This is a genomic window from Streptomyces sp. NPDC098789 (genome assembly GCF_044759975.1).
Taxonomy (GTDB): domain Bacteria; phylum Actinomycetota; class Actinomycetes; order Streptomycetales; family Streptomycetaceae; genus Streptomyces.
In genome coordinates this window covers 553,652-577,278 of record NZ_JBIWAJ010000003.1, presented here as the reverse complement: position 1 = coordinate 577,278, position 23,627 = coordinate 553,652, and the positions used below count along the sequence as shown (strand labels likewise).

Below are 23,627 nucleotides of genomic sequence, written 5' to 3'. Positions count from 1 at the left end.
GTCAGCCCGCTTCGCGGACCTGGGCGGGGGTGGGCGCGGTACCGCCGAGGTGCGCCGGCAGCCACCACGAGTCGTCCGTGCCCTTCGGCTTCGCCGGGTAGGCCCGCTGCGCCGCGTCGAGGAGCTCCTGCACCCGCTCGCGCAGCCGCCGGGTGATCGCGCCGGCGAACTGGTCGGCCGGCGCCTCCATGGGCTCGCCCACGCGCATCGTCACGGGGATGTGGCTGCGCCGCAGGTCCTTCGGGTGGCCCTTGGTCCACATCCGCTGGGTGCCCCACAGCGCCACCGGGATCAGCGGGACCCCGGCCTCCTGCGCCATCCGCGCCGCGCCGGACTTGAAGCTCTTCAGCGTGAAGGACTGCGAGATCGTCGCCTCGGGGAACACCCCGATGATCTCGCCGCCGCGCAGCGAGTCGAGGGCGAGCTGGTAGGCGGACTCGCCCTGCGTGCGGTCGACCGGGATGTGCTTCATCGCGCGCATCAGCGGGCCGGACACCTTGTGCCGGAACACCGACTCCTTGGCCATGAAGCGCACGAGGCGCTTGGACGGCCGCGCCGTCAGACCGGCGAAGATGAAGTCCAGGTAACCGACGTGGTTGGAGACGAGCACCGCACCGCCCTTGCGGGGGATGTTCTCGGTGCCCTTCATGTCGATGCGGACGTCCAGCGCCTTGAAGAGCGTGTGCGCCGCGCCGATCACCGGGGGGTAGACGAACTCAGCCATGTGGGGAGACCCCGCTTTCTGCCTGGGGAGGTACTCCCGGCCGTAAGTTACGCCATCGTAGGTACGTAGCCATGGGGATCGTGCCCCATACCTGCCCCGGTGGCCAGTCCAGATGCCCCGACCAGGAGAGATTCTTGTCACGCCGGGAATGCGGCGCGTCGGACGGGCGCTCGGATGACCGTACGGACGGACGGGCCGCGACGACGGGAGAGCACGTGCGGGACCAGGGCGGGGAGTCGGCGGGGGAGCCGGCGCGGGAGCACCGAGGTGCGCGGCGGCTGGGGCGGGCGGAGCTGGGCGCCGAACCGGGGGAGCGGGCCACCCTGGTCCAGTTCTCCAGCGCGTTCTGCCAGCCCTGCCGGGCCACCCGCCGGATCCTGGCCGAGGTGGCGGCCATGGTCGAGGGCGTCGCGCACATCGAGATCGACGCCGAGGAGCACCTCGCGCTGGTCCGCGAGCTGGGGGTGCAGAAGACCCCGACGGTGCTGGTCCTGGACGCGACGGGCCGGATCGTGCGCCGGGCGGCCGGGATGCCCCGCACGGCGGACGTGATCGCAGCCCTCGGCGCGGCCGTCTGAACCGGTGCTCGCTCCACGGAGCGTGACGCACCTGACAATGTGCAGGCTGCCGCTTGACTGTGCGCGCCGGTGATCGCCAGTCTTTCGGCATGCGGTACGAACTCCTGCTTTACGGACGGGTCCACCTCGACCTGGTCCGGTACGCGAGCGCGCGCTGTCGGGGTCACTGATCGCCCCCACCTCCTCCGGCGACCCGGCCGGGACAGACGACGCTGCAGAAGGAAGAGACATTTCGATGACGGCGCTGACCGCCACCACCGCCCCGGCCACCACCGCCCCGGCCGCCACCCGCGCGGACGCCGGCTCCCCGGAGCCCCGCTCCACGGGCGCCGCCCCTGCCGATGCCCGCCCCGCCGACGCCGGCTCCGCGGACGCCCGCCCCACGAGCCCCGAGCCCGTCCTCCCCGGTTCGCCCGACCTGCTGCGTTCCGTCTTCCGGCAGCACGCCGCCGGGGTCGCGGTGATCACCTCCGCGAGCGGCGGCCGACCGGTGGGCTTCACGGCCACCTCGCTCAACTCCGTCTCCGCCGACCCTCCGTTGCTCTCCTTCACCATCGGCACCGGGTCCTCCAGCTGGCCCGCGATACGCGACTCCGAACACCTCGGGGTCCACATACTCGGCGAGCACCAGCGGGAGCTGGCCGGACTGTTCGCCCGGAGCGGGGCCGACCGCTTCGGTCCGGCCACCGACTGGACCGCGGGCCCGCACGGGGTCCCGCTGCTGGACGGCGTGCTGGCCTGGCTGGTCTGCCGGATCGTGGCCCGCGTTCCGGCGGGTGCGCACCGGGTGGTGATCGCGGAGGCGGTTGCCGGGGACCCCGTCGGGGAAGGTCGTCCCCTGCTGTACCACCAGGGGCGCTTCAACGCGTTGCGCGACTGAATCGTCCCTGCTGGGGCGGGTCCGTCCGGCGTTGGCAAGGTCACAGTTCGCCGGCCTTGCAACCGGAGGGGACCCGGGGTGTACTGGCGAGTAACATTCCCTTAGGAGCGCGGGCCGCCCCGATCGGGATCGGCCCCACATGGCGCCTATGCTGCCTGCATCAAGGCAGCACCAGTAAAGACGATGCAGTAGGAGAGCCGGCGTGAGCTTGAGGATCGTTGTCTGTGTGAAGTACGTGCCCGACGCCACCGGCGACCGGCACTTCGCCGATGACCTGACCGTCGACCGCGACGACGTCGACGGCCTGCTGTCGGAGCTCGACGAGTACGCCGTCGAGCAGGCGCTGCAGATCGCCGACGAGGCCGACGACGCGGAGATCACCGTCCTGACGGTGGGCCCCGAGGACGCCAAGGACGCGCTGCGCAAGGCGCTGTCCATGGGCGCCGACAAGGCGATCCACGTCGAGGACGACGACCTGCACGGCACCGACGTCATGGGCACCTCGCTGGTGCTCGCCAAGGCCATCGAGAAGGCCGGTTACGACCTGGTCATCACCGGCATGGCCTCGACCGACGGCACCATGGCCGTCCTCCCGGCGATCCTGGCCGAGCGCCTGGGCGTCCCGCAGGTCACCCTGCTCTCGGAGGTCAAGGTCGAGGACGGCACCGTCAAGGGCCGCCGTGACGGCGACACCGCCAGCGAGCAGCTGGAGGCCTCCCTGCCGGCCCTCGTGTCCGTGACGGACCAGTCGGGCGAAGCCCGCTACCCGTCCTTCAAGGGCATCATGGCCGCGAAGAAGAAGCCGGTCGAGGCGTGGGACCTGTCCGACCTGGAGATCGACGCGGACGAGGTCGGCCTCGAAGGCTCCTGGACCGCGGTCGACTCCGCGACGCAGCGCCCGGCCCGCACCGCCGGCACGATCGTCAAGGACGAGGGCGAGGGCGGCAAGCAGCTGGCCGAGTTCCTGGCCGGCCAGAAGTTCATCTAAGAGCTTCGGCCGCACATGCGGTCACGCCCCACCTCCCCTGACTACTTCGCTTTCGCAGGAGCATTCCCATGGCTGAAGTCCTCGTCTACGTCGACCACGTGGACGGCGCCGTCCGCAAGCCCACCCTTGAGCTGCTGACCCTCGCCCGCCGCATCGGCGAGCCCGTCGCCGTCGCCCTGGGCGCCGGCGCGGCCGACACCGCCGCCGTGCTCGCCGAGCACGGCGCGGTCAAGGTGCTCACCGCCGACGCCCCCGAGTTCACCGAGTACCTCGTCGTGCCGAAGGTGGACGCCCTCCAGGCCGCCTACGACGCCGTGTCCCCGGCAGCGGTCCTCGTCCCCTCCTCCGCCGAGGGCAAGGAGATCGCGGCCCGTCTGGCCGTCCGCATCGGCTCCGGCATCATCACGGACGCCGTCGACCTGGAGGCGGGTGACGAGGGTCCGGTCGCGACGCAGGCCGCCTTCGCCGCTTCGTTCACCACCAAGTCCCGCGTCTCCAAGGGCACTCCGGTCATCACCGTCAAGCCGAACTCGGCTCCGGTCGAGGCCGCCCCGGCCGCGGGCGCCGTCGAGGCGCTCGCCGTCACCTTCGGCGCGCTGGCCACCGGCACCAAGGTCGTCTCCCGCACCCCGCGCGAGTCGACCGGTCGCCCGGAGCTGACCGAGGCCGCGATCGTGGTCTCCGGCGGCCGCGGCGTCAACGGCGCCGAGAACTTCCACATCATCGAGTCGCTCGCCGACTCGCTCGGTGCGGCCGTCGGCGCTTCCCGCGCCGCCGTGGACGCCGGCTGGTACCCGCACTCCAACCAGGTCGGCCAGACCGGCAAGTCGGTCTCCCCGCAGCTCTACATCGCCTCGGGCATCTCCGGTGCGATCCAGCACCGCGCGGGCATGCAGACCTCGAAGACCATCGTGGCCATCAACAAGGACTCCGAGGCCCCGATCTTCGACCTGGTCGACTACGGCGTGGTCGGCGACCTCTTCGCGGTCGTCCCGCAGCTGACCGAAGAGATCCAGGCCCGCAAGGGCTGAACTCGGGTTCCGGTCGTCGACCGGACCTGACCTGCGTAGACGCTGTGCCCCGGGGCCGCGTGGTGACTCTCGCCACGCGGCCCCGTGCTGTTTCCGGCAACCATTGACGGAGCGGAATGCGCTGACTAAATTCTGCTATGCGGATCAATGCTTCCGTGTAGCGGAAAAGAGGAGAGTGCACGATGGGTCAGCAGGAGAAGGTGGCGACAAGCCTCGCAGGCGCGGTCAGCGAGGGCATCAGCGCCTCCCTCGCACCGGTGGACGCGGAACTCGCGCGCCACTACCCCGGCGACCCCGGCACCCGCCAGCCCATCCACACGGTCTACGTCCCCGGTGACGTCTTCGCCGCGGACACCATCCGCTCCTGGGGCGACCAGGCGCTGGCCGCCCTCGACGAGCACGCCCCGGACGCGGCCACCTTCGCCAAGGTACTCGGCATCAGCGACGAACTGGCGGTACCGGTCTACGACCGCGTGCGCGCCAAGCTCATCAGCGAGCCCGTCGAGGACCTCCGCGTCGACTTCGAGGACGGCTTCGGCGTCCGCTCCGACGAGGAGGAGGACCAGGCCGCGGCCCGCGCCGCCCGCCTCGTCTCGGAGGCCTTCTCCAACGGCACCAACGCCCCGTACATGGGCATCCGGATGAAGTGCATGGAGTCCAACGTCCGCGACCGCGGCATCCGCACCACGGACGTCTTCCTCTCCGGCCTGCTGGAGCACGGCGGCCTGCCCGAGGGCCTCGTCCTGACCCTGCCCAAGGTGACCTACGCCGAGCAGGTCAGCGCCTTCGTCGAGCTGCTGGAGGCCTTCGAGACCCGCCGCGGCCTGCGCCCGGGCCGGATCGGCTTCGAGATCCAGATCGAGACCAGCCAGTCCATCGTGGCCTCCGACGGCACCGCCACCGTGGCCCGGATGATCGAGGCCGCCAAGGGCCGCGCCACCGGTCTGCACTACGGCACCTTCGACTACAGCGCCTGCGTCGGCGTCTCGGCCGCCTACCAGTCCAGCGACCACCCGGCCGCCGACCACGCCAAGGCGATCATGCAGGTCGCGGCCGCGGGCACCGGAGTACGCGTCTCCGACGGCTCGACCAACGTCAAGCCCGTCGGCACCACCGAGCAGGTCCACGAGGCGTGGAAGCTGCACTACGGCCTCACCCGCCGCGCCCTGGCCCGCGCCTACTACCAGGGCTGGGACATGCACCCGGCGCACCTGCCGACCCGTTACGCGGCCGTCTTCGTCTTCTACCGCGAGGGCCTGGAAGCCGCCGCCGCGCGCCTGAAGGCCTACGTCGCCAAGATCGAGGGCGACGTCATGGACGAGCCCGCCACCGCCAAGGCACTGGCCGGGTACCTGGTCCGCGGCCTGGACTGCGGCGCGGTCGGCGCCGACGAGGTCACCGCGCTCACCGGGCTGACCCGCGCCGAGCTGGACTCCTTCGCGATCCCGCGCCGCTCGGCCACCCTGCACGCCTGAGCCGGCCCGGCGGGGCCCGGCCGGAGAGGACTCCGGCCGGGCCCCGCCGCGTTCACCCGGATCCGACGATCCAGCGGCGCAGGGTGCCGTCCCGGCCCGCCGTGGCCAGCAGGGTGCCGTCGGGGGAGAAGGCGAGGCCGTTGACGGCGCCGGTGTGCCCGGTGAGGGGGTGGCCGACCCGCTCGCCCGACGTGACGTCCCAGAGCAGCACCCTGCCGTCCTCGCCGGCGCTGGCCAGCAGCTCCCCGTCCGGCGAGAAGGCCAGGTCGTAGACGGCGCCGGTGTGCCCGGCCCCGAAGCCGGCGGAGCCGACCGGTAGGCCGGTCAGCGGCTCCCAGAACCGCACGCCGCCGTCCGCCAGGGCCGCGGCGAGCCGGCCGCCGTCGGGGGAGAAGCCGACCGCCCAGGCCGTGCCCCCGCCGAGCCGGCCGAAGCGGCCCACGAGGGCCCGCAGGTGTTTGTCCCACAGCAGGACCTGTCCGTCCGCGCCCGAGCTGGCCAGGTGCAGGCCGTAGGGCGAGTAGGCCAGCCCGACCACCTCGTTGGTGTGCTCGGTCAAGGACGCGGTGAGCTGCCCGGTGGCCCGGTCCCAGAGCCGGACGGTGGCGTCCGCACCGCCCGTCGCCATCTGCCGTCCGTCCGGCGAGAAGGCGATCTTCTTCACGGCGCCGGTGTGTCCGGTCTCGACGGCGCGCCCCGACCACGGCTCGTCCGGATCGCGCAGGCACACGGACCGTCCTACGGAGGCGGTCGCCAGCAGGCCGCCGTCCGAGGTGAAGGCGAGGGCCCAGGGCAGGGTCGGCGGGTCGACGAGCGCTTCGCCGAGGGCCCGTCCGGTGACGGGATCGTGCAGCAGCACCGACCGCTCGCCGGTGGTCGTGGCCAGCACCTGGCCGGAGGGCGCGAAGGCGACCCGGACGAGGGCGCTGCCGACCTTCACGGGCGGCAGCTGCACGGGCCGGCGGGCCCGCACCGCCGTGGCCAGCGCGCGGGTCGCGACCGTGGGCGCCGGGGCGGGGGCCGCCCGTTCGTACAGGACCACCGTCCCGTCGGCGCCGGCGGTGGCCAGCAGCCGCCCGTCGGGGGAGAAGGCCACTCCGTTGATGGCTGGGTCGGCTGGGTCGGCTGGGTCGGCTCGGTCGGCTCGGTCGGCTCCGTCGGCTCCTTCGGCTCCGTCGTGCGGGGTGAGGGGCGGGGCCGCCGGGAGCCCGGTGCGGGGGTCCCAGAGCCGGACCGTCCCGTCGGCGGAGGTGCTGGCGAGCAGCCGGCCGTCGGCGCGGAAGGCCAGGGCGTGGATCGCGCCCCGATGGCCGGCGAGCGGGACGAGCGGGAGGCCGGGCCGGGTGCCGAGCACGCCCGCGGTGCCGTCGGCACGGCCGAAGGCGACCAACCGGCCGTCCGGGGAGAGGGCCAGCACCCCCGGGGCGTCCACCCGCGGGCCGATCGGCTCCCCCGTCCCCGGGTGCGGGTGCAGCAGGTCCCACACCCGGGCGCCGTACCCGGCGCCGAGCAGGCGCCCGTCGGGGACCTGGACGAGCGTGCGCAGCTCCTGCGGGTCCTGCACCTCGGAGTCGATCAGGGCCGCGCCGTCGCCGGAGGCCGGGTTCCACAGCCGTACGTCCCCCTCGAAGTCGAGCACGGCCAGCAGGGCCGGTTCGGGGGCGGCGGCCATCATGCGGATCGGCGCGCCGGTGCCGACCAGTGGGGGTCCCGCCGGGGAGAGGGTCCCGGTCGAGAACTGGTGCACGGTGGTGCGGTTCCCGGCGTCCGTCACCAGGATCCGTCCCTCGGGGGTGAACAGCACGGGAAAGGTGCCGGGGAGCGAGGCGGCGAATTGCTTCCCCGTCGCGGTGTGCCAGATCCGAACCCGATCGTCCTCGCAGGTGGTGGCGAGCAGCCGGCCGTCCGTGGAGAAGGCCACGCTCCAGACCGCACCGGCATGGCGCGACAGGCGGTGGCGGGGGGTGAACAGGACCGGGGGCGGGGGAGGAGCCGCGGAGGCTCCCGATTCCTCGGCGTTCCCACGGCCCGCCGGGGCGCGGGCCGGCTGGGGCTCGGGGCAGGGCAGCGGCTCGGACGCGGGCACCGGCGGGGGTGCGGGTGCGGCTCCGCGCGCGGGCGCACGCCCGGCCGCCGGTACGGGCTCGGGCGCGGGTCCGGGCGCCGCCGCCCGTCGGCCCGTCGGCGCGGGTCGCAGCGCGGCGAGGGCGCGCCAGTCGCGGCGCCACCGCTCCAACTCGGGTGCGGAGTGCGGGGGCACCGCGATCTCCTGGCCGAAGGCGTCGTAGGCGTAGAGGATCCGTACGAGCCCCATCAGCGTGTCGAAGCCGAGCAGCCGCTTGCCGCTGAAGGCGTCGCTCTGGGTCGCGACCGGCAGCCGGATGCCGCTGTCGGACCGGCCCGCGCGACCCGCGAGTTCCCGGTACGAGCGGTGCCCGCGCTCGTCCCGTAGGGCGCGCAACTCCGCCGCGAAGGCCCGTAGTTCCTCGTCGAAGCTGTTCGGTGGCTCCATCGCCCACCAGGTTAGAACGGCTGCGGCCGGTCGGTCCCGGACTTCGTCGAACGGAACGGAACACCCCCGCCGTTCACGGGGGTTCGGGGTCGATCGGAAAGCGTCCGGCTTCGTTCGGTACCGGTGCTCGGGGGCCGTCCGGGCTGCTGACATCGGGGCATGACGAACCAGCCGCTCCCCGAGCCCTTCCTGACCCTGCACACCGCCTTCGTCCTTGTGACGGCCGTGCTCATCGGCTGCGCGGTGGGCGCGCTCAGCCACCTGGGAGGCGCCCATCCCGCCCTGTCCGTCCTCGCCGGGCTGACCGCGGGGGGCGGCGCGGTGCCCGTCCTGCGCAGCCTCGTCCGGTGACACCCCCTACGGGCGGACCTCGCCCGAGCCGCGGGCGATCAGGCGGGTCGGCAGCTCGATCCGCGCCGGCGGCAGGTCCGCCCCGGCCAGCCGCTGGAAGAGGCGCTCGGTCGCGACCCGGCCCAGGGCCGCCGCGTCCTGGGCGACCACGGAGACCGCGGGACGGATCAGGTCCGCCAGCTCGAAGTCGTCGAAGCCCACCAGCGCCACGGGCCGCGCCCCGGAGGCGGCCGCCGCGGCCAGGACCCGCACCGCCGTCACCGTCACCCGGTTGTTGCCCGCGAAGACGGCGGTGACCGGGTCCGGGCCCGCGAGCATGGCGGTGACCGCCGAGGTGACCCGCTCCGGGGAGGTCGGGCCGAGGGCCTCCCACGCCCCGTCCACCGCGAGCCCGGCGGCGGCCATGGCCGTGCGGTAGCCGCGCAGCCGCTCCGTGGCCGTGTGGATGTGGGGATGGTCGCCGATGAATCCGATCCGGCGGTGGCCGTGGGCGATCAGGTGGGCCACCCCGTCGCGGGCGCCGCCGAAGCTGTCCGAGAGCACCACGTCCGCGTCGATCAGGCCGGCCGGGCGGTCCACGAACACCGTGGCCACCCCGGCCCGGATCTCCGGCTCCAGGTAGCGGTGGTCGGCACCGGCCGGGATGACGATCAGGCCGTCCACCCGGCGCGCGCACAGCGCGAGCGCCAACTCCTTCTCCCGGTCCGGGTCCTCCGCACTGGAGCCGTTGATCAGCAGGGCGCCGTTGGCCCGCGCGACCTCCTCCACGGCCCGGTTGAGCGGCCCGTAGAACGGGTCGGCGAGGTCCTCCAGGACCAGTCCGATCGTCGCGGTGCGGCCCTTGCGCAGGACCCGGGCGCTGTCGTTGCGCCGGAAGCCCAGCTCGTCGATGGCGTCGTGGACCCGCTTCTCGGTGTCGGGGGTGACGCCGGGCTCGTCGTTGACGACCCGGGACACGGTCTTCAGGCCGACCCCCGCCCGGGCCGCCACGTCCTTCATCGTCGGCCGCCGGCCGTAGCGGGGCTCGGGCGAACGGCGGGAGTGCGGCACGGTGGGGAACCTCCGGTGAGGGTGGGCGCGGCGGTCGCGCGTCCGGTCGCAACGCGCTGACCTTGAGGATAAGCACCTCGGCCGATTACCGGGTTTCCGCGACGGGCTGGTGCGGGCAAGCCACTGGGGGTTCGGACGGGCCGCGGGAGTATCGGGAAGAGGGGTAATCGTGATTGTCTGGATCAACGGTGCTTTCGGGGCCGGGAAGACCAGCACGGCCCGTGAACTGACCGGGCTCCTGCCGGACGCCACTCTGTACGACCCCGAAACCGTCGGTGACGCCCTCCGGCTCCTGCTGCCGCGCGAACGGCTCGACGGGGTGGCCGACTACCAGGACCTGCCGAGCTGGCGGCGCCTGGTCGTGGACGCCGCCGCCGCGCTGCTCGCCGAGGTGGGCGGGGTGCTCGTGGTGCCGATGACCCTGCTGCGCCAGGAGTACCGGGACGAGATCTTCGGGGCCCTCGCAGCGCGCCGGATCCCGGTGCGGCACGTGCTGCTCGCTCCTGAGGAAACGATCCTGCGGGCCCGGACCGCGACCGTCGGGGGTGACGACGGCGAGGCGGGTGACGGGAGCGGTGGGCGTGACGGGAGCGACGGGGGCACCAAGGGCGACGGGGCCGGCAGAGCCGACAGGGGCCGGTCGTGGTCGCAGGCGCACTTCGCCTCCTACCGGGAGGCGCTCGGCTGGCTCACCTCGGACGCGCACGTCATCGACAACGGCGCCCTGACGGCCCGGGAGACCGCACGGTGCATCGCCGAAGCGCTGCGCTCCGACAAGGTCGCCCTCTGCGACATCGTGCAGACCCCGGAACCCACCGCGGAGACCGTCGCCGCCGGGGTGCTGCTCTTCGACGACCACGACCGGGTGCTCCTGGTGGATCCGACGTACAAGCCCGGCTGGGAGTTCCCCGGTGGCGTGGTCGAGGCGGGAGAGGCGCCCGCGCGTGCGGGGGTGCGCGAGGTCGCCGAGGAGCTGGGCGTCGTACTCGACCAGCCGCCCGGGCTGCTGGTCATCGACTGGGAACCGCCCTGCTCCCCGGCCTACGGCGGGCTGCGGCTGATCTTCGACGGAGGGCGGCTCTCCCCGGAGGCGGCGGCCCGGGTCCGGCTGCCGGGGCCCGAGCTGCGGGCCTGGCGGTTCGTCACCGAGGCCGAGGCCGCCGGGCTGCTCCCGCGACATCGGTTCGAACGTTTGCGCTGGGCCCTGCGCGCGCGGGAGCGGGCGACCGTGCTCAACCTGGAGGCCGGCGTCCCGGTCGGGGCGGGCTGAGGGCGCGCCGGCCGGGCGCCGCGATCCGGCCGCCCGCCGCCCGTCACTCGATCGGGGACCGGTCGTGCGCCGCTCAGCCGGAGGCCTCGTCCGCGGCCGCCTTCAGGGTGGCCGCGGTGTCCTCGGTGACCGGATCGCCGTGCCCGAAGCAGGCCACCGACGGGGCGAGGGAGGCGAACCGGCGCATGGACCCCAGGGCGCGACCGCGGTCCACGTTGAACACCCCGAGCATCACCTGCCCCACCGAGGCCACCGCGTCACCGGTGAACAGCACGCCGTGGTCCGGCAGATGGACTCCGATGCTGCCGTCGGTGTGCCCGGGCGCGTGCACGACGTACGCCCCGTCCCCGAAGCCCAGCGCGTCGCCGTCCCCGAACTCGCGGTCCACCGGGGTCGGCGGCGCGTCGGGCAGGGTGAGCCCGCGCTCGTAGTACGGGACCTCCCAGTCGAGGAGCACCGGCTCCGGTACCGGCAGCTCGCCGCGGATCACCGGAGCGTCGAGGCGGTGCGCCACCACCGTCGCGCCCCAGCGGGCCGCGAGCTCGCCCGCGGAGCCGATGTGGTCCCGGTGGCAGTGGGTCAGGACGATCCGCTCCAGCCCCTCGGGGCTCAGCCCGAGCGAGCGGATCGCCTCCTCGATCCCGGCGGCGGAGCCGACCGGGCCGGAGTCGATCAGGGTCAGCGCCCCACCGTCGCGCCACAGGTAGGCCTGACCGATCGGATAACGGAGCATGTGCAGCCGCTGCGGTATGACGTCCACGAGGTCCATGGGGTGAACGTACTTCTCGATGCCCCTGGTCGCGGGCCTACTTCACCCGCAGCGGAGTCCGCTCAGAGCGGACCCCGCCGCGTACGGCGTCAGCCGCGCTTGGAATCCGCGTAGTTGACCAGGAACAGCGCCTCGGCGACCGAGAGCCGCTCCAGCTCCTCGGGCGACACGCTCTCGTTGACCGCGTGGATCTGCGCTTCCGGCTCGCTCAGCCCGATCAGCAGCATCTCGGCCTCGGGGTACAGCGAGGTCAGCGTGTTGCACAGCGGAATCGATCCGCCCATGCCGCTGATCTGCATCTCCTCGCCGGGGTACGCCACTTCCATGGCCGCACGCATCGACGCGTACGCCGGGCTGTCGGTGTTCGCCTGGAACGGCTGGCCCTGGCCGACGACTTCGAGTTCGAGGCGCGCCTTCCACGGGGTGTGCGCCACCAGGTGCGCCTCCAGCAGCTTGATCGCCTCGGCGACGTCCACGCCCGGCGGCACGCGCAGGCTGATGAGCGCGCCCGCACCGGCGTGCACCGACGGGGTCGCGCCGACCACCGGCGGGCAGTCGATGCCCAGCACGGTCACGGCCGGACGGGCCCACAGCCGGTCCGCGACCGTGCCGTTGCCGATGAGCTCGACGCCGTCGAGCACCCGGGCGTCGCCGCGGAAGTCCGCCTCCGGGTACTGCAGGCCCTCCCACACGGCGTCCGAGGCGAGCCCGTCCACGGTGGTCGAACCGTCGGCCGCGCGCAGCGAGTCCAGCACCCGGATCAGCGCGGCGAGCGCGTCCGGCGCGGCCCCGCCGAACATCCCGGAGTGCAGGTTCCCGCCCAGGGTGTCCACCTTGACCTTGAGCAGGGTCATCCCGCGCAGGGTCGCGGTCACCGTCGGCAGCCCGAGCCGGAAGTTGCCCGCGTCACCGATGACGATGGTGTCGGCGGTCAGCAGCTCCGGGTTGGCCTCGGCGTACTGCTGGAGGCCGCCGGTGCCCTGCTCCTCGGACCCCTCGACGATCACCTTGACGTTGACCGGCACACCGCCATTGGCCTTGAGCGCGCGCAGGGCGAGCAGGTGCATGATGAACCCGCCCTTGCAGTCGGCCGCGCCGCGCCCGTACCAACGGCCGTCGCGCTCGGTCAGCTCGAAGGCGGGGGAGATCCACGCGGCGTCGTCGAGCGGCGGCTGGACGTCGTAGTGCGCGTAGAGCAGCACGGTCGGGGCGTCCGTCGGGCCCGGCAGGAAGCCGTACACCGACTGCGTGCCGTCCGGGGTGTCGAGCAGTGCCACGTCCTGGAAGCCCTCGGCCCGCAGCGCGTCGGCGACCCAGTTCGCGGCGCCCTCGCTCTCGCTCTTGGGGAACTGGGCCCAGTCCGCAACCGACTGGAAGGCCACCAGCTCGGCCAGCTCCTGCTTGGCGCGGGGCATCAGCGAGGCGACGGTCTCGACGATCGGATCGGTCGGCATGGGCACGCTCCTTTTGGGTGCGACGTTGGTCTGCGTAAGAGTGTGGACAGGGGCGGGGTGCGTACACCGGGTTACGGCGTATGACGGTCCGATCCTCCCACAGCGGGGTGAGCCGGACTCGCGCCGTAGGATTTCCCCGGCATCGGGACCCCGGGACCGTCGGGGCCGTCGGGACCATCGGGACCAACGCGTGATCAGGAGCAGCAGCACATCGTGAGCAGCGACGACGTACACGGCGCGGGCAATGCGGGCGACGCAGGCCAGGCGGGCGGGGCGGGGCAGGACGCGCAGGGGGCGGGCGAAGTGGCGGAGGTGACCGGTACGGCGGCCGGGCGGCCGGAAGGGGCCCGGGAGCAGCAGGAGTCGGGAGGGGAGCAGCGGCCGAACGTTCCGCAGGAGTCGGGCGGGCAGGAGCCGTCGGGCGAGCAGGAGGGGGCGGAGGAGCCCCTGATCGCGGAGGCGCTCCGGAGCACGCAGGAGGATTCCGGCGAGGTCTGGGACGTGATCGTGGTCGGCGCCGGGCCGGCCGGAGCATCGGCCGCGCACGCCGCGGCCGCCGCGGGCCGGCGGGTGCTGCTGCTGGAGAAGGCCGAACTGCCGCGCTACAAGACCTGCGGCGGCGGCATCATCGGGCCTTCGCGGGACGCGCTGCCGCCGGGCTTCGTGCTGCCGTTCAAGGACCGCATCCACGCGGTGACCTTCTCGCTCAACGGCAAGCTGACCCGTACCCGGCGCTCCAAGAGCATGCTGTTCGGGCTCATCGACCGGGCCGAGTTCGACGCCGCTCTGGTCGCCGAGGCCGAGAAGGCGGGCGCGACCGTGCGCACCGGTACGGCCGTGACCCGCGTCGAGCAGCACGGTCCGGCGGTGCCCGACCGGCGCACCGTCGCGGTGGTGCTGGGCAGCGGGGAGACCGTGCTGGGGCGTGCCGTGATCGGCGCGGACGGCAGCGCGAGCCGGATCGGCGCCCACGTCGGGGTCGAGATGGACCAGGTCGACCTGGGTCTCGAAGCGGAGATCCCGGTCCCGCCGACCGTGGCCGAGGACTGGAAGGGGCGGGTCCTCATCGACTGGGGCCCCCTGCCCGGCAGTTACGGCTGGGTCTTCCCCAAGGGCGATGTCCTCACCGTCGGCGTGATCTCGGCGAAGGGTGACGGCGCCGCGACCAAACGCTACCTGGAGGACTTCATCGCCCGACTCGGGCTGGCCGGTTTCGAGCCCGCCGTCTCCTCGGGGCACCTGACCCGCTGCCGCACGCCGCAGTCGCCGCTCTCGCGCGGCCGGGTGCTCGTCGCGGGCGACGCGGCCGGGCTGCTGGAGCCGTGGACCCGGGAGGGCATCTCCTTCGCGCTGCGCTCCGGGCGGCTCGCGGGGGAGTGGGCCGTGAAGATCTCCGAGGCGCCGGACGCGGTGGACGCCCGCCGCCAGGCCCTCAACTACGCCTTCGCGGTCAAGGCCGGGCTCGGCGTCGAGATGGGCGTGGGCAAGCGCATGATGGGCGTCTTCGTGTCCCGGCCGGGTGTGCTGCACGCCGCGCTCATCGGCTTCGGGCCGGCCTGGCGGGCCTTCGCCCGGATCACCCGGGGCTCGACGAACCTGGCCGACCTGGTGCGTACGTACCCGCTGGCCCGCAAGGCGCTGCACGCGCTCGACCGCCGGCAGGAGCAGGGGCAGGGGCAGGGGCGGGCGTAGGCCTAGGGGGTGCGGGTGCGAGCGCGCGCGTGGGTGCTCGCCCGTACCTCCTGCGCGCGGGTGCCCGTACGCCTACGGGCACACCTACGGGTGGGGCCGGCGGGGTCGGTCGGCTCGACCACCGTGAAGCCGCGGACCGTGCGGCCCACCCGGAGCCCGCCGCCCTGCCCCGCTCGCTCCGGCGCCGCGTCCCGGGGCGGAGCGGAGGGTCGCGGACTTCGTCAGGTGACGGACGATCACATGACCCGCTCACCCGCTCACCCGGTCACCCGCAGACCCGCTGACGCACCGAGACGCCCGGTGCACTGACAAGCCGACAAGGTGACAAGTCGCTTGTCTGTTCCTCGCATCGAGAGAACCGGTTCTCCAGCCCCCGGTCCCCGGCCCCCTCTAGTCTTCCTCGCGGCGGCGACCCGTCGCCCAGACGCCTGCCGGAGGAAGGGATCACCATGGCCACGACCCGCGCATCGAGGGTCCTCTACGCGGTCCTGACGGTTGCCGTCCTCGCGGCGCCGGCGCCCGCGATCTGTTCGGCCGCGGAGGGTTCGGCGGGCGCCTCCAAGCGGGCCCCGGCCGCGTCCGGACCGGCGCCCGCCCCCAGGCCGAGCGAGCCGGTCCGGGCCCGGATACCCGGGGTGCGGGGCATGGACGTCGCGGTTCCGGCGTACGTGTGGGCCGACGACCCGATGCTGGACGAGCTGACCGCCACCGGCCCGGCCGCCTCCGTGGTCGTCCTCAATCCCGGCAACGGCGACGCCCCCTTCGACGCACCGTGGCGGGCCCGCGCCGACGTCCTGCGCGGCGGCACCACCGCCAACGGCGAGCGTACCAAGGTGCTCGGCTACGTCCACACCGACCACGGCAAGCGGCCGCCGGCCGAGGTCAAGGCGTCCGTGGACAACTACCTCAGGACCGCGGACGGCCGACTGCACGTCGACGGCATCTTCTTCGACGTCGTCAGCCGTGACTGCGGCCCGGCCAATGCCACGCGCGACCTCTACGCGGACTACCGCCGCTACGTCCAGGAAGCGATGCGGGCGGTCGACCCGGCCGCCCCCGACCTGGTGGTCGACAACCCCGGCACCGCCATCGCCGACTGCTACCTCGAACCCGGCCACCGCACCGCCGACGTCTTCGTGACCTTCGAGGACACCTACGCCGCCTACACCGGCAGCGGTTGGCTCGGCGGGAACGTCTTCGACGAACGGACCGGTTACCGGGCGGGCGCCGAATTCGATCCGAGCGGGACCGCCTTCTGGCACCTGGTGCACGACGTCCCGGACGCCGCCGCGATGCGCACGACCCTGCGCACGGCCTTCGACCGCGGCGCGGGCTACGCGTACGCGACGAGCACGGCCATGCCCAACCCCTGGAACGCCAGCCCGGATTGGGAGTTCCGCCCGCAGACCACCTACGCGGCCACCCTCGGCTGACCCGGGCTGGGCTGCGGTCAGTCCTCCAGCCCGAACCGGCGCGCGGCCTGCTGTTCCTGGGCCAGCCGGCGCAGGCTCAGCAGCACGGGTTCGAAGAGCACGGCCGAAGCCACCGCGGATTCCACCTGCTCCACCGGGCCGTGCAGCCGCTCCAACCGGTCCAGGTCGTGGATCGCGGTCTGTTCCATCTGGAGTGCGTACGGGGCCAGGTCGGCCGCGTCGAGCGGGTAGCCGAGCCGGTGCAGCGAGGCCACCGAGGCGACCAACTCCCGGTAGACCGGCGAGAGCCAGCCGATCTGCGCCGCGTCGCTCCAGCCGAGTTCCGCGAGCATCCGGTCGACCTCCTCGCGGGCCGCGGCCACGTCCGGGTCGTCGGGCTCGGGCTCGGCGGCCCGGGGCAGGGCCCAGAGCGCGGCCCCGAGGCGGGTGGTCCGGCCGAGCGAGGCGTCGTCGACCTGTGCCAGTACCTCGCGCACGGTGGCCACGGGCATCCGTCCCACCTGGATCATGGCCCGCACCAGCCGCAGCCGCCGCAGGTGCGACGCGTCGTACTCGGCCTGTGTGGCGTTGATCCGCCGGCCAGGAGCCAACAGGCCTTCGCGCAGGTAGTACTTGATGGTCGCGAGCGAGACCTGGCTCTGCTCGCTCAGGTCCGCGAGGCGCATCGGTGATCCTTCCCCTGGTTCTCCGCTGTGGGCTTGTGGGCGTCATTGAATAGTGTAACTATCCCATCCGAAAGGATAGTTGGACTATCCAAAGCAGGGCGGTGGGCCCCGGCCCCGTCCGTCCCGTCACCAGGGGGTGGCATGTCCGCGAGACCGATTCCCGGCCGCACGACGGCCGCTGCCGAAGGGGAGATCGTCGTCTTCCTGATCGGCATGCGGATCAATCACTTCCGGGCGCCGCACCAGTGGGTTCCCGTGTTCGTCGGAATGCTCCGGATGCTGCGCGAGCTGAAGGGGATCCCGGGCAGTGGACTGCTGGGCCACCAACTCCTCAGCGGTTCCCCGCGCACCTACTACGTGGTCCAGTACTGGGAGTCCAAGGAGAAGCTGCTGGACTACGCGGCCGCCCCGGACCGGCTGCACCGCAAGGCCTGGGCGATGATCAACCGCTTCGAGCGCGGGTCCCGCCAGCACGTGGGGATCTGGCACGAGACCTACGTGGTCCCCGCCGGGTCGTACGAGTCGATCTACGGGGACATGCCGCCCTACGGCCTGGCCGCCGCCACCGGGTCCCTTCCCGTCGAACGACGCGGGGTCACCGCCCGCGAGCGCTTCGCCAGCGGGGCACAGGACTGACCGGCACAGGACTGACCGGCGCGGGGCTGATCGGCACGGGGCGGCGGCCCGCTCCGCGCCGCCGATCGGCCTTGCGCGCGGCGATCATCCCTGTGCACGCCGGTCGGCCCGCGCGGGCCGTCCGGCGGGGCGTGGCGGCGACGTCAGATGCCCGCCGTCTCCTGCCAGAGCTTGACCAGCGAGGCGTCGCCGCTCACCGCGGCGCCGTCCAGCGGAGCGCGGTTCCAGAGGGCCGCGTACAGCCACGCCGCCCCGCCCTTCACCTCGCAGTCCGCGGGACCCGCGTCACCGCGGACCGTGACCGCGGGCTCGGACGACAGGCGTACGGTCCAGGCGTCGCCGGTGTCGGAGGCGCGCAGCCGCAGCACCCGCGGCTCCGGGGTGCGCACCCGGCTGCGCGGCCGCGCGTGGAATCCGGTGAGCACCTCGTCCACCCCGTCCGCGGCGAACCGCGCCTCCACCGGCGAGGGTGCGGCGCCGAGCGCGCCCTGCGCGTCCATCCGGTGCACCGTCGTCTCGTGCGCCTGACGCCGTGCCCAGAAGGCCAGCGGGGAGGGTGGGTCCGTCGGCAGGAAGGTCCAGCACCGCACGTCGGCGGGCGCCTCCGTCAGGGTCCGCACCAGCGCGGCGTGCCCCTCGCGGAACCAGGCCACCAGCGGAGCGCCGGTCAGCTCCGGGGCCTCCGGGAAGGGCACGGGCTCGGTCAGGGCGCCCGCGACCATCCCCGCCGCCCACCGGTGCACCGACCCCGTGTGCCGCAGCAGGTCGGCCACGCGCCAATCGGGACAGAACGGCACCAGGGCCTCCGGGCCCGCCTCTTCGGCCGCGTCGGCCATCAACCGGCCTTCACGGTCAAGCGTGTTCACGTAATCGATGATCTCCATGCGGCGAGTGTGCCAGGGGGCGCCGACAATGGGTCCATGGAGCGGCCCCCCTCTCGCGACCTCCCCCCGGACCCGGACCCGCGCCCTGCCCCGAGCCCTGCCCCGAGCCCGGCCCCGCACCCGGCCCCGCACCCGGACCTGCCGCCGGGGCGGCCGGCGGAGCTCTTCCCGCGCGAGCGGACCGAGATCGCGCCCGGCGCGGTCCACGTGCCCGACTGGCTCGAACCGGAGCGCCAGCTCGCCCTGCTGACCGCCTGCCGCGCGTGGGCGCGCCCGCCCGCCGGACTGCGCACGGTCCGCCTCCCCGGCGGCGCCGCGATGACCGCCCGCCAGGTCTGCCTGGGGCTGCACTGGTACCCGTACGGCTACGCCCGGACCGTCGTGGACGGGGACGGGGAACCGGTCAAGCCGATGCCCGACTGGCTCGCCGAGCTGGGCCGGGAGGCCGTGGCCGCGGCCGGAGCCGGAGCCGGGGCGGCTCCCCCCGAACCGGGCGACCCGGCGGCGTACGACATCGCGCTGATCAACTTCTACGACGCCGACGCCCGGATGGGCATGCACCGCGACGCCGAGGAGCGCTCCCCGGCGCCGGTGGTCTCGCTCAGCCTCGGCGACAGCTGCGTGTTCCGCTTCGGCAACACCGTCTCGCGCGCTCGCCCGTACCGGGACGTGGAGCTGCGCAGCGGCGACCTGTTCGTCTTCGGCGGTCCGGCCCGAAGGGCCTTTCATTCGGTGCCCAAAGTCCTGCCGGGGACGGCTCCGCCCGCCCTGGGCCTGACCGGGCGCCTCAACATCACGCTGCGCGTCAGCGGGCTGGGCTGAAGGTCGGCGCCCGGGCCCGGCCGATCATGCGAGGATCGCTGTCATGAACGGCAACACGACCCCGCGGCGGGCGGGGGATGTGACCACGGACGTGACGGACGTGACGGACGTGACGGGCACGTCCACGCGGACCAAACTGGAGCGGGGTCGCGGCGCGCTCGGCCCGGCGCTGGAACTGGTGCACACCGGCCGGGCCCCGACCCGCGCCGTCCTCACGGCCGAGCTGGGCGTGACCCGGGCCACCGCCGGAGCCGTCGCCGCCGAGCTGGAGGCGCTCGGTCTGATCCGCGTCGATTCCCGCCCCGGCGGTGCCGGCGGCGCCCAGGGCCGCCCGTCGCACCGGCTGTCGGTGGACGAGAACGGGCCGGTCGTCCTGGCCGCGCAGGTCCACCCGGACGGGTTCCGGGCCGCGCTGGTCGGGCTCGGTGGGCACATCGTGGCCACCGCCCCCGGCAAGGTGGAGGTCACCGCCGACCCGGCCCAGGTGCTGGGCGCGGTCGTCGAAGCGGGCGCCGCGCTGCTGGCCAGCAGCGGGCGCCGGTGCGTGGGCGCCGGCCTCGCCGTGCCGTCCGCGGTCGCGGAGCCCGACGGCACGGCGCTCAACCCGCTGCACCTGGCCTGGCCCGCCGGCTCGCCGGTACGGTCCATCTTCGCGCGGTGCGTCCGCGCGGCCGGGATCGAGGGACCGGCCCTGACCGGCAACGACGTCAACCTCGCCGCGCTGGCCGAACACCGCCACGGCGCCGGGCGCAGCGCCCAGCACCTGCTCTGCGTGGCCACCGGACACCGCGGCGTCGGCGGCGCACTCGTCCTCGACGGGCGCCTGCACAGCGGGAGTTCGGGCCTGGCGCTGGAGGTCGGCCACCTCACGGTGAACCCGGAGGGCCGGGCCTGTCACTGCGGCAGCCGCGGTTGCCTGGACGTGGAGGCCGACCCGCTGGCCTTCCTGACGGCGGCGGGCCGCGTCCCCGGCCCCGAGGTCTCGCTGCTCCAGCAGGCCCGCGACCTGCTGCGCGCGGAGTACGCCGACCCCTCCGTGCGGGGGGCGGCGGAGGAGCTCATCGACCGGCTCGGGCTCGGGCTCGCCGGCCTGGTGAACATCCTGAACCCGGACCGGATCATCCTGGGCGGCCTGCACCGCGAGCTGCTCCAGGCGGACCCGGACCGGCTGCGCGCGGTGGTCGCGGACCGCAGCCTGTGGGGCCGCAGCGGCGGGGTGCCGATCCTGCCGTGCACCCTGGACCACAACAGCCTGGTCGGCGCGGCCGAGCTGGCCTGGCAGCCCGTCCTGGACGACCCGCTCGGCGCTCTGGGGGCAGCGGCCTGATCCGGCCGCGCCCGCCGGGCCGACGGGCGCGACGGACGCCGCGGGGCGCTCTCATCCCGGGGCGGGGCCCAGGGCGCCCAAGGGCGCGGTTCCGGCCACCGGGCCCGCCGCCGTGACGGCCACGGCGTGGCCGGTCGCCGTGCCGCCCACCGCGCGGCCCGTCGCCGTGCCGCCCGCCGGGTGCCCCGCCGCCACGGCGACCGAGACCGGCACCGGCACCGCCACCGGATGCGGCAGCGGTTCCACGGACGGCTCGACGACCGGATCCGCGGGCGGCCCGGCCGGTGGCCGCGACGGCGGCCGGGCCGGGTGCCGTGCGGGCTGCTGGGCGGGCTCGTGGGCCGGCTGCTGGGCGGGCGGTGCGGTGACGCCGGTCGCGAGGGTGACCGGCGGCGCCGTCGGCCGTCGTAGCGGCACGGGACGGATCCGCACCGGAGCGGCGGGTGCGGCGGCCGCCGGTTCCGCGCGGAGCGAGAACCAGACCACCTTGCCCCGGCTGTCCGGCTGCGGCCGGGAGCCCCAGGACTCGCTGACCGCCGCTATGAGCGCGAGGCCGCGGCCACAGGTCTCCAGCGGGTCCGCGTCCCGGGCCACGGGCAGTCTGGGATCGCTGTCGTGGACCGAGACCGTGAGTCTGCCGAGCCGCAGCTCGATCTCGACCCGGCACGCCTTGTCCGGCTGCGCGTGGCGGTGGACGTTGCTGAGCAGCTCCGTCACGCCGAGCGCAGCCCGGTCTATGAGCGGATCGAGCTGCCAGTGGCGCAGTTGTGCAGAAACGATTCGGCGGACCTGGCCGATCCGCTGTGGCATGGCCTGCAATGCGACGACGCAGTGCCTGCGTGGAGGACTGATCACGGCTGCGACTCCCCGACATGAGTGTTACGGGTGCTGCACCCTCTGTGACGCCCCACCAGAGTCACCCACCGTGCGCCGGCATGCAACCGAAGGCAACCAAAAGGCATTCGCATGGAACCCCAAAGTGACTGTTTGTGCAGGTGAGGGGGGTACATTGCGAAAGCGGGGGGAGGCAGAGACACGGCACGCACAGAGGAGCAAGGCGCATGAGCACCACCGGTACGACGAGCACCACCGTCGACGTCGACCGAAGCGACGCCGACTACCGGGCCTGGCTGAAAGAAGCCGTCCGCAAGGTCCAGGCGGACGCCAACCGCTCCGCCGACACGCACCTGCTGCGCTTCCCCCTCCCGGAGGAGTGGGGCATCGACCTCTACCTCAAGGACGAGTCCACCCACCCGACGGGCTCGCTCAAGCACCGCCTCGCCCGGTCGCTGTTCCTCTACGCCCTGTGCAACGGCTGGATCAGGCCCGGCCGTCCGGTGATCGAGGCGTCCTCGGGCTCCACCGCGGTCTCCGAGGCGTACTTCGCCAAGCTGATCGGGGTCCCGTTCATCGCCGTGATGCCGCGCACGACCAGCCCGGAGAAGTGTCGGCTGATCGAGTTCCACGGCGGCGAATGCCACTTCGTCGACGACTCGATGAAGATGTACGAGGAGTCGGCGCTCCTCGCCGCGCAGACCGGCGGCCACTACATGGACCAGTTCACCTACGCCGAGCGCGCCACCGACTGGCGGGGCAACAACAACATTGCAGAATCGATCTATCAGCAGCTGCGCCTGGAGCGGTACCCCGAGCCCACCTGGATCGTGGCCACGGCCGGCACCGGCGGCACCTCGGCGACGATCGCCCGCTACGTGCACTACATGCAGCACGACACCCGCATCTGCGTACCGGACCCGGAGAACTCCTGCTTCTTCGACGGCTGGACGCACCACGACCCGGACGCGAGCAGCGACTGCGGCTCGCGCATCGAGGGCATCGGCCGCCCGCGCATGGAGCCGAGCTTCGTGCCCGGCGCGATCGACCGCATGATGAAGGTGCCGGACGCGGCGAGCGTGGCGGCCTGCCGCGCGCTGGAGCAGGCCATCGGCCGCAAGGCCGGCGGTTCCACGGGCACCGGCCTGTGGAGCGCGCTGAAGATCATCGCGGAGATGGTGGCCGAGGGGCGCACGGGCAGCGTCGTCACCCTGCTCTGCGACCCGGGCGACCGCTACCTCGACAAGTACTACTCGGACGAGTGGGTGGCCGCCCAGGGCCTGGACCTGGCCCCCTACGCCAGGACCATCGAGGCCCTGCTGGCCTCGGGCGGCTGGTACGAGCCCGTGGCCTGACCGTACCGAGACCCTGACGAACGGGCCCTGGGCGGGGCCGCGTCGGCTGAATACGCTGGGCCGACGCGTGATCACGAACGAGCCCCGGGGGCGCCATGACGGGCAGGGACTGTGCGGGCGGTACGCACGGTGCGGGCGGTACGCATGATGCGGGCAGTACGCATGGTGCGGCCGGTACGAGCGGTGCGGCCGGTGCGGCCGGTGCGGGCAGTGTGGCCGGTACGGGCGGTGCGGATGATGCGGCCGTTTCGGGCGGCGGACCGCTGTGTTGCCCGCGGTGCGGGCGCGACGGCGAGGTGACGGGCGTCGCCGCCGCCTACCTGGCGGCGAAGGCCAGCACCCGCGACGAGTGGACCGACGGCGACGGCACCCGCAAGACGTCCGTCCGCGAAGGGAATTCGGCGCTGGCGAAGGGTCTGGCCCCGGTGCCGCCGGACCCGGCCACCGACTCCGTCGGGTGCCTGGGCGGCACCCTCGTCCTGGTGTCGCTCGGCACGTTCCTGTGGGGTGCGATCGCGGGCGGCTGGTTCGGTCGCGAGTCCGGCGGCTGGTGGGTCGCACAGGACCACGGCGAAAGGCGGTTCGTGACCGAACTCCCCATGGCCCACCTCGCCTGGATCTCGGGGATCGCGCTCCTCGCGGCCGCGGCCCTGTTCTTCGCCGTCGGCCGGGTGGAGGCGGCCCGTCGCCGGCGCACCGCCCGGGGTCGGTCCGCCGCCGAAGCCCTCTGGTCCGAGGGGTGGTTCTGCGCCCGGTGTGCGGGCGTGTACTTCGCCCGCGCCGGCGAGGACCGCGGACCGTCCCTGAACCTGCGGGAGTTCCGCACCCGCGTCTGGGGAGCGGGCGGGTACGCGGACCTGGTCGACCGGTACCCGACGACCTGAGGACGCGCGGGCC

21 protein-coding genes and 1 pseudogene are annotated in these 23,627 nt (G+C 73.8%); 14 read left to right on the top strand and 8 right to left on the bottom strand.

Going from position 1 to position 23,627, the window contains the following annotated elements; translation table 11 throughout:
- Window position 1: 1 nt before the first annotated feature.
- A complete protein-coding gene (locus tag ACIQWR_RS09840) occupies window positions 2-724 on the bottom strand; it encodes a lysophospholipid acyltransferase family protein (protein ID WP_404006294.1) in 723 nt (240 codons plus the stop codon).
- Between the two features lie 215 nt (window positions 725-939).
- Here ACIQWR_RS09840 and ACIQWR_RS09835 point away from each other — a divergent pair, with 215 nt between their 5' ends.
- The 5 genes from ACIQWR_RS09835 (at window position 940) to ACIQWR_RS09815 (ending at window position 5,676) form a co-directional block, all read left to right on the top strand.
- Window positions 940-1,302, top strand: a complete 363-nt coding sequence (locus ACIQWR_RS09835) for a TlpA family protein disulfide reductase (protein ID WP_404006436.1) — start codon at window positions 940-942, stop codon at window positions 1,300-1,302.
- A gap of 418 nt (window positions 1,303-1,720) precedes the next feature.
- Window positions 1,721-2,182: a flavin reductase family protein gene (locus tag ACIQWR_RS09830; RefSeq protein ID WP_404006434.1), complete on the top strand. Its 462-nt coding sequence runs from the start codon at window positions 1,721-1,723 to the stop codon at window positions 2,180-2,182.
- Window positions 2,183-2,384: 202 nt separating this feature from the next.
- Window positions 2,385-3,170: an electron transfer flavoprotein subunit beta/FixA family protein gene (locus tag ACIQWR_RS09825; RefSeq protein ID WP_404006292.1), complete on the top strand. Its 786-nt coding sequence runs from the start codon at window positions 2,385-2,387 to the stop codon at window positions 3,168-3,170.
- Between the two features lie 68 nt (window positions 3,171-3,238).
- Window positions 3,239-4,201, top strand: a complete 963-nt coding sequence (locus ACIQWR_RS09820) for an electron transfer flavoprotein subunit alpha/FixB family protein (protein WP_354379411.1) — start codon at window positions 3,239-3,241, stop codon at window positions 4,199-4,201.
- Window positions 4,202-4,383: 182 nt separating this feature from the next.
- A complete protein-coding gene (locus tag ACIQWR_RS09815; protein WP_404006290.1) occupies window positions 4,384-5,676 on the top strand; it encodes a DUF6986 family protein in 1,293 nt (430 codons plus the stop codon).
- A 52-nt stretch (window positions 5,677-5,728) separates the two neighbouring features.
- Here ACIQWR_RS09815 and ACIQWR_RS09810 read toward each other — a convergent pair whose 3' ends face one another.
- Complete coding sequence (locus tag ACIQWR_RS09810; protein ID WP_404006288.1) at window positions 5,729-8,188, bottom strand: WD40 repeat domain-containing protein; 2,460 nt, start codon at window positions 8,186-8,188, stop codon at window positions 5,729-5,731.
- A 159-nt stretch (window positions 8,189-8,347) separates the two neighbouring features.
- Here ACIQWR_RS09810 and ACIQWR_RS09805 point away from each other — a divergent pair, with 159 nt between their 5' ends.
- The gene (locus tag ACIQWR_RS09805) at window positions 8,348-8,539 is read left to right on the top strand and encodes a hypothetical protein (protein WP_404006286.1); all 192 of its coding nucleotides are present in this window, start codon (window positions 8,348-8,350) and stop codon (window positions 8,537-8,539) included.
- Window positions 8,540-8,545: 6 nt separating this feature from the next.
- Here the strand turns inward: ACIQWR_RS09805 and ACIQWR_RS09800 are convergent, their stop codons facing one another.
- Complete coding sequence (locus ACIQWR_RS09800; RefSeq protein ID WP_404006432.1) at window positions 8,546-9,538, bottom strand: LacI family DNA-binding transcriptional regulator; 993 nt, start codon at window positions 9,536-9,538, stop codon at window positions 8,546-8,548.
- A gap of 220 nt (window positions 9,539-9,758) precedes the next feature.
- Between ACIQWR_RS09800 and ACIQWR_RS09795 the strand changes: the two genes are divergently transcribed.
- Window positions 9,759-10,859, top strand: a complete 1,101-nt coding sequence (locus ACIQWR_RS09795) for an NUDIX domain-containing protein (protein WP_404006284.1) — start codon at window positions 9,759-9,761, stop codon at window positions 10,857-10,859.
- 73 nt (window positions 10,860-10,932) lie between these two features.
- Here ACIQWR_RS09795 and ACIQWR_RS09790 read toward each other — a convergent pair whose 3' ends face one another.
- Together ACIQWR_RS09790 and ACIQWR_RS09785 are read right to left on the bottom strand one after the other, a co-directional pair.
- Complete coding sequence (locus ACIQWR_RS09790; protein WP_404006282.1) at window positions 10,933-11,628, bottom strand: MBL fold metallo-hydrolase; 696 nt, start codon at window positions 11,626-11,628, stop codon at window positions 10,933-10,935.
- 89 nt (window positions 11,629-11,717) lie between these two features.
- Entirely contained in the window at window positions 11,718-13,082 is a 1,365-nt protein-coding gene (locus ACIQWR_RS09785; RefSeq protein WP_404006281.1) for a dipeptidase, read from the bottom strand.
- Window positions 13,083-13,529: 447 nt separating this feature from the next.
- On the opposite strand from ACIQWR_RS09785, the gene ACIQWR_RS09780 reads away from it, so the two are divergent.
- Both ACIQWR_RS09780 and ACIQWR_RS09775 read left to right on the top strand, forming a co-directional pair.
- Window positions 13,530-14,774: a geranylgeranyl reductase family protein gene (locus tag ACIQWR_RS09780; RefSeq protein WP_404006430.1), complete on the top strand. Its 1,245-nt coding sequence runs from the start codon at window positions 13,530-13,532 to the stop codon at window positions 14,772-14,774.
- Between the two features lie 449 nt (window positions 14,775-15,223).
- Window positions 15,224-16,207 carry a spherulation-specific family 4 protein gene (locus ACIQWR_RS09775; protein WP_404006279.1) on the top strand — a complete coding sequence of 328 codons (984 nt, stop codon included), beginning with the start codon at window positions 15,224-15,226 and terminating at the stop codon, window positions 16,205-16,207.
- A 17-nt stretch (window positions 16,208-16,224) separates the two neighbouring features.
- On the opposite strand, the gene ACIQWR_RS09770 is transcribed toward ACIQWR_RS09775, so the two are convergent.
- A complete protein-coding gene (locus ACIQWR_RS09770; protein ID WP_404006278.1) occupies window positions 16,225-16,872 on the bottom strand; it encodes a MerR family transcriptional regulator in 648 nt (215 codons plus the stop codon).
- A gap of 141 nt (window positions 16,873-17,013) precedes the next feature.
- On the opposite strand from ACIQWR_RS09770, the gene ACIQWR_RS09765 reads away from it, so the two are divergent.
- Window positions 17,014-17,508, top strand: coding sequence for a DUF4188 domain-containing protein (locus ACIQWR_RS09765; RefSeq protein WP_404006276.1), 495 nt, complete (start codon window positions 17,014-17,016; stop codon window positions 17,506-17,508).
- Window positions 17,509-17,651: 143 nt separating this feature from the next.
- Here the strand turns inward: ACIQWR_RS09765 and ACIQWR_RS09760 are convergent, their stop codons facing one another.
- The gene (locus ACIQWR_RS09760) at window positions 17,652-18,392 is read right to left on the bottom strand and encodes a maleylpyruvate isomerase family mycothiol-dependent enzyme (protein WP_404006275.1); all 741 of its coding nucleotides are present in this window, start codon (window positions 18,390-18,392) and stop codon (window positions 17,652-17,654) included.
- 36 nt (window positions 18,393-18,428) lie between these two features.
- On the opposite strand from ACIQWR_RS09760, the gene ACIQWR_RS09755 reads away from it, so the two are divergent.
- Both ACIQWR_RS09755 and ACIQWR_RS09750 read left to right on the top strand, forming a co-directional pair.
- A complete protein-coding gene (locus tag ACIQWR_RS09755; protein WP_404006273.1) occupies window positions 18,429-19,214 on the top strand; it encodes an alpha-ketoglutarate-dependent dioxygenase AlkB family protein in 786 nt (261 codons plus the stop codon).
- Between the two features lie 43 nt (window positions 19,215-19,257).
- A complete protein-coding gene (locus ACIQWR_RS09750) occupies window positions 19,258-20,541 on the top strand; it encodes an ROK family protein (RefSeq protein WP_404006272.1) in 1,284 nt (427 codons plus the stop codon).
- A 339-nt stretch (window positions 20,542-20,880) separates the two neighbouring features.
- On the opposite strand, the pseudogene ACIQWR_RS09745 reads toward ACIQWR_RS09750, so the two are convergent.
- Window positions 20,881-21,396 (bottom strand): annotated as a pseudogene (locus ACIQWR_RS09745) (ATP-binding protein); the annotation flags it as partial.
- Between the two features lie 206 nt (window positions 21,397-21,602).
- On the opposite strand from ACIQWR_RS09745, the gene ACIQWR_RS09740 reads away from it, so the two are divergent.
- Together ACIQWR_RS09740 and ACIQWR_RS09735 are read left to right on the top strand one after the other, a co-directional pair.
- Window positions 21,603-22,730: a PLP-dependent cysteine synthase family protein gene (locus ACIQWR_RS09740; protein WP_404006270.1), complete on the top strand. Its 1,128-nt coding sequence runs from the start codon at window positions 21,603-21,605 to the stop codon at window positions 22,728-22,730.
- Window positions 22,731-23,026: 296 nt separating this feature from the next.
- The gene (locus ACIQWR_RS09735) at window positions 23,027-23,614 is read left to right on the top strand and encodes a hypothetical protein (RefSeq protein WP_404006269.1); all 588 of its coding nucleotides are present in this window, start codon (window positions 23,027-23,029) and stop codon (window positions 23,612-23,614) included.
- Window positions 23,615-23,627 lie beyond the last annotated feature (13 nt).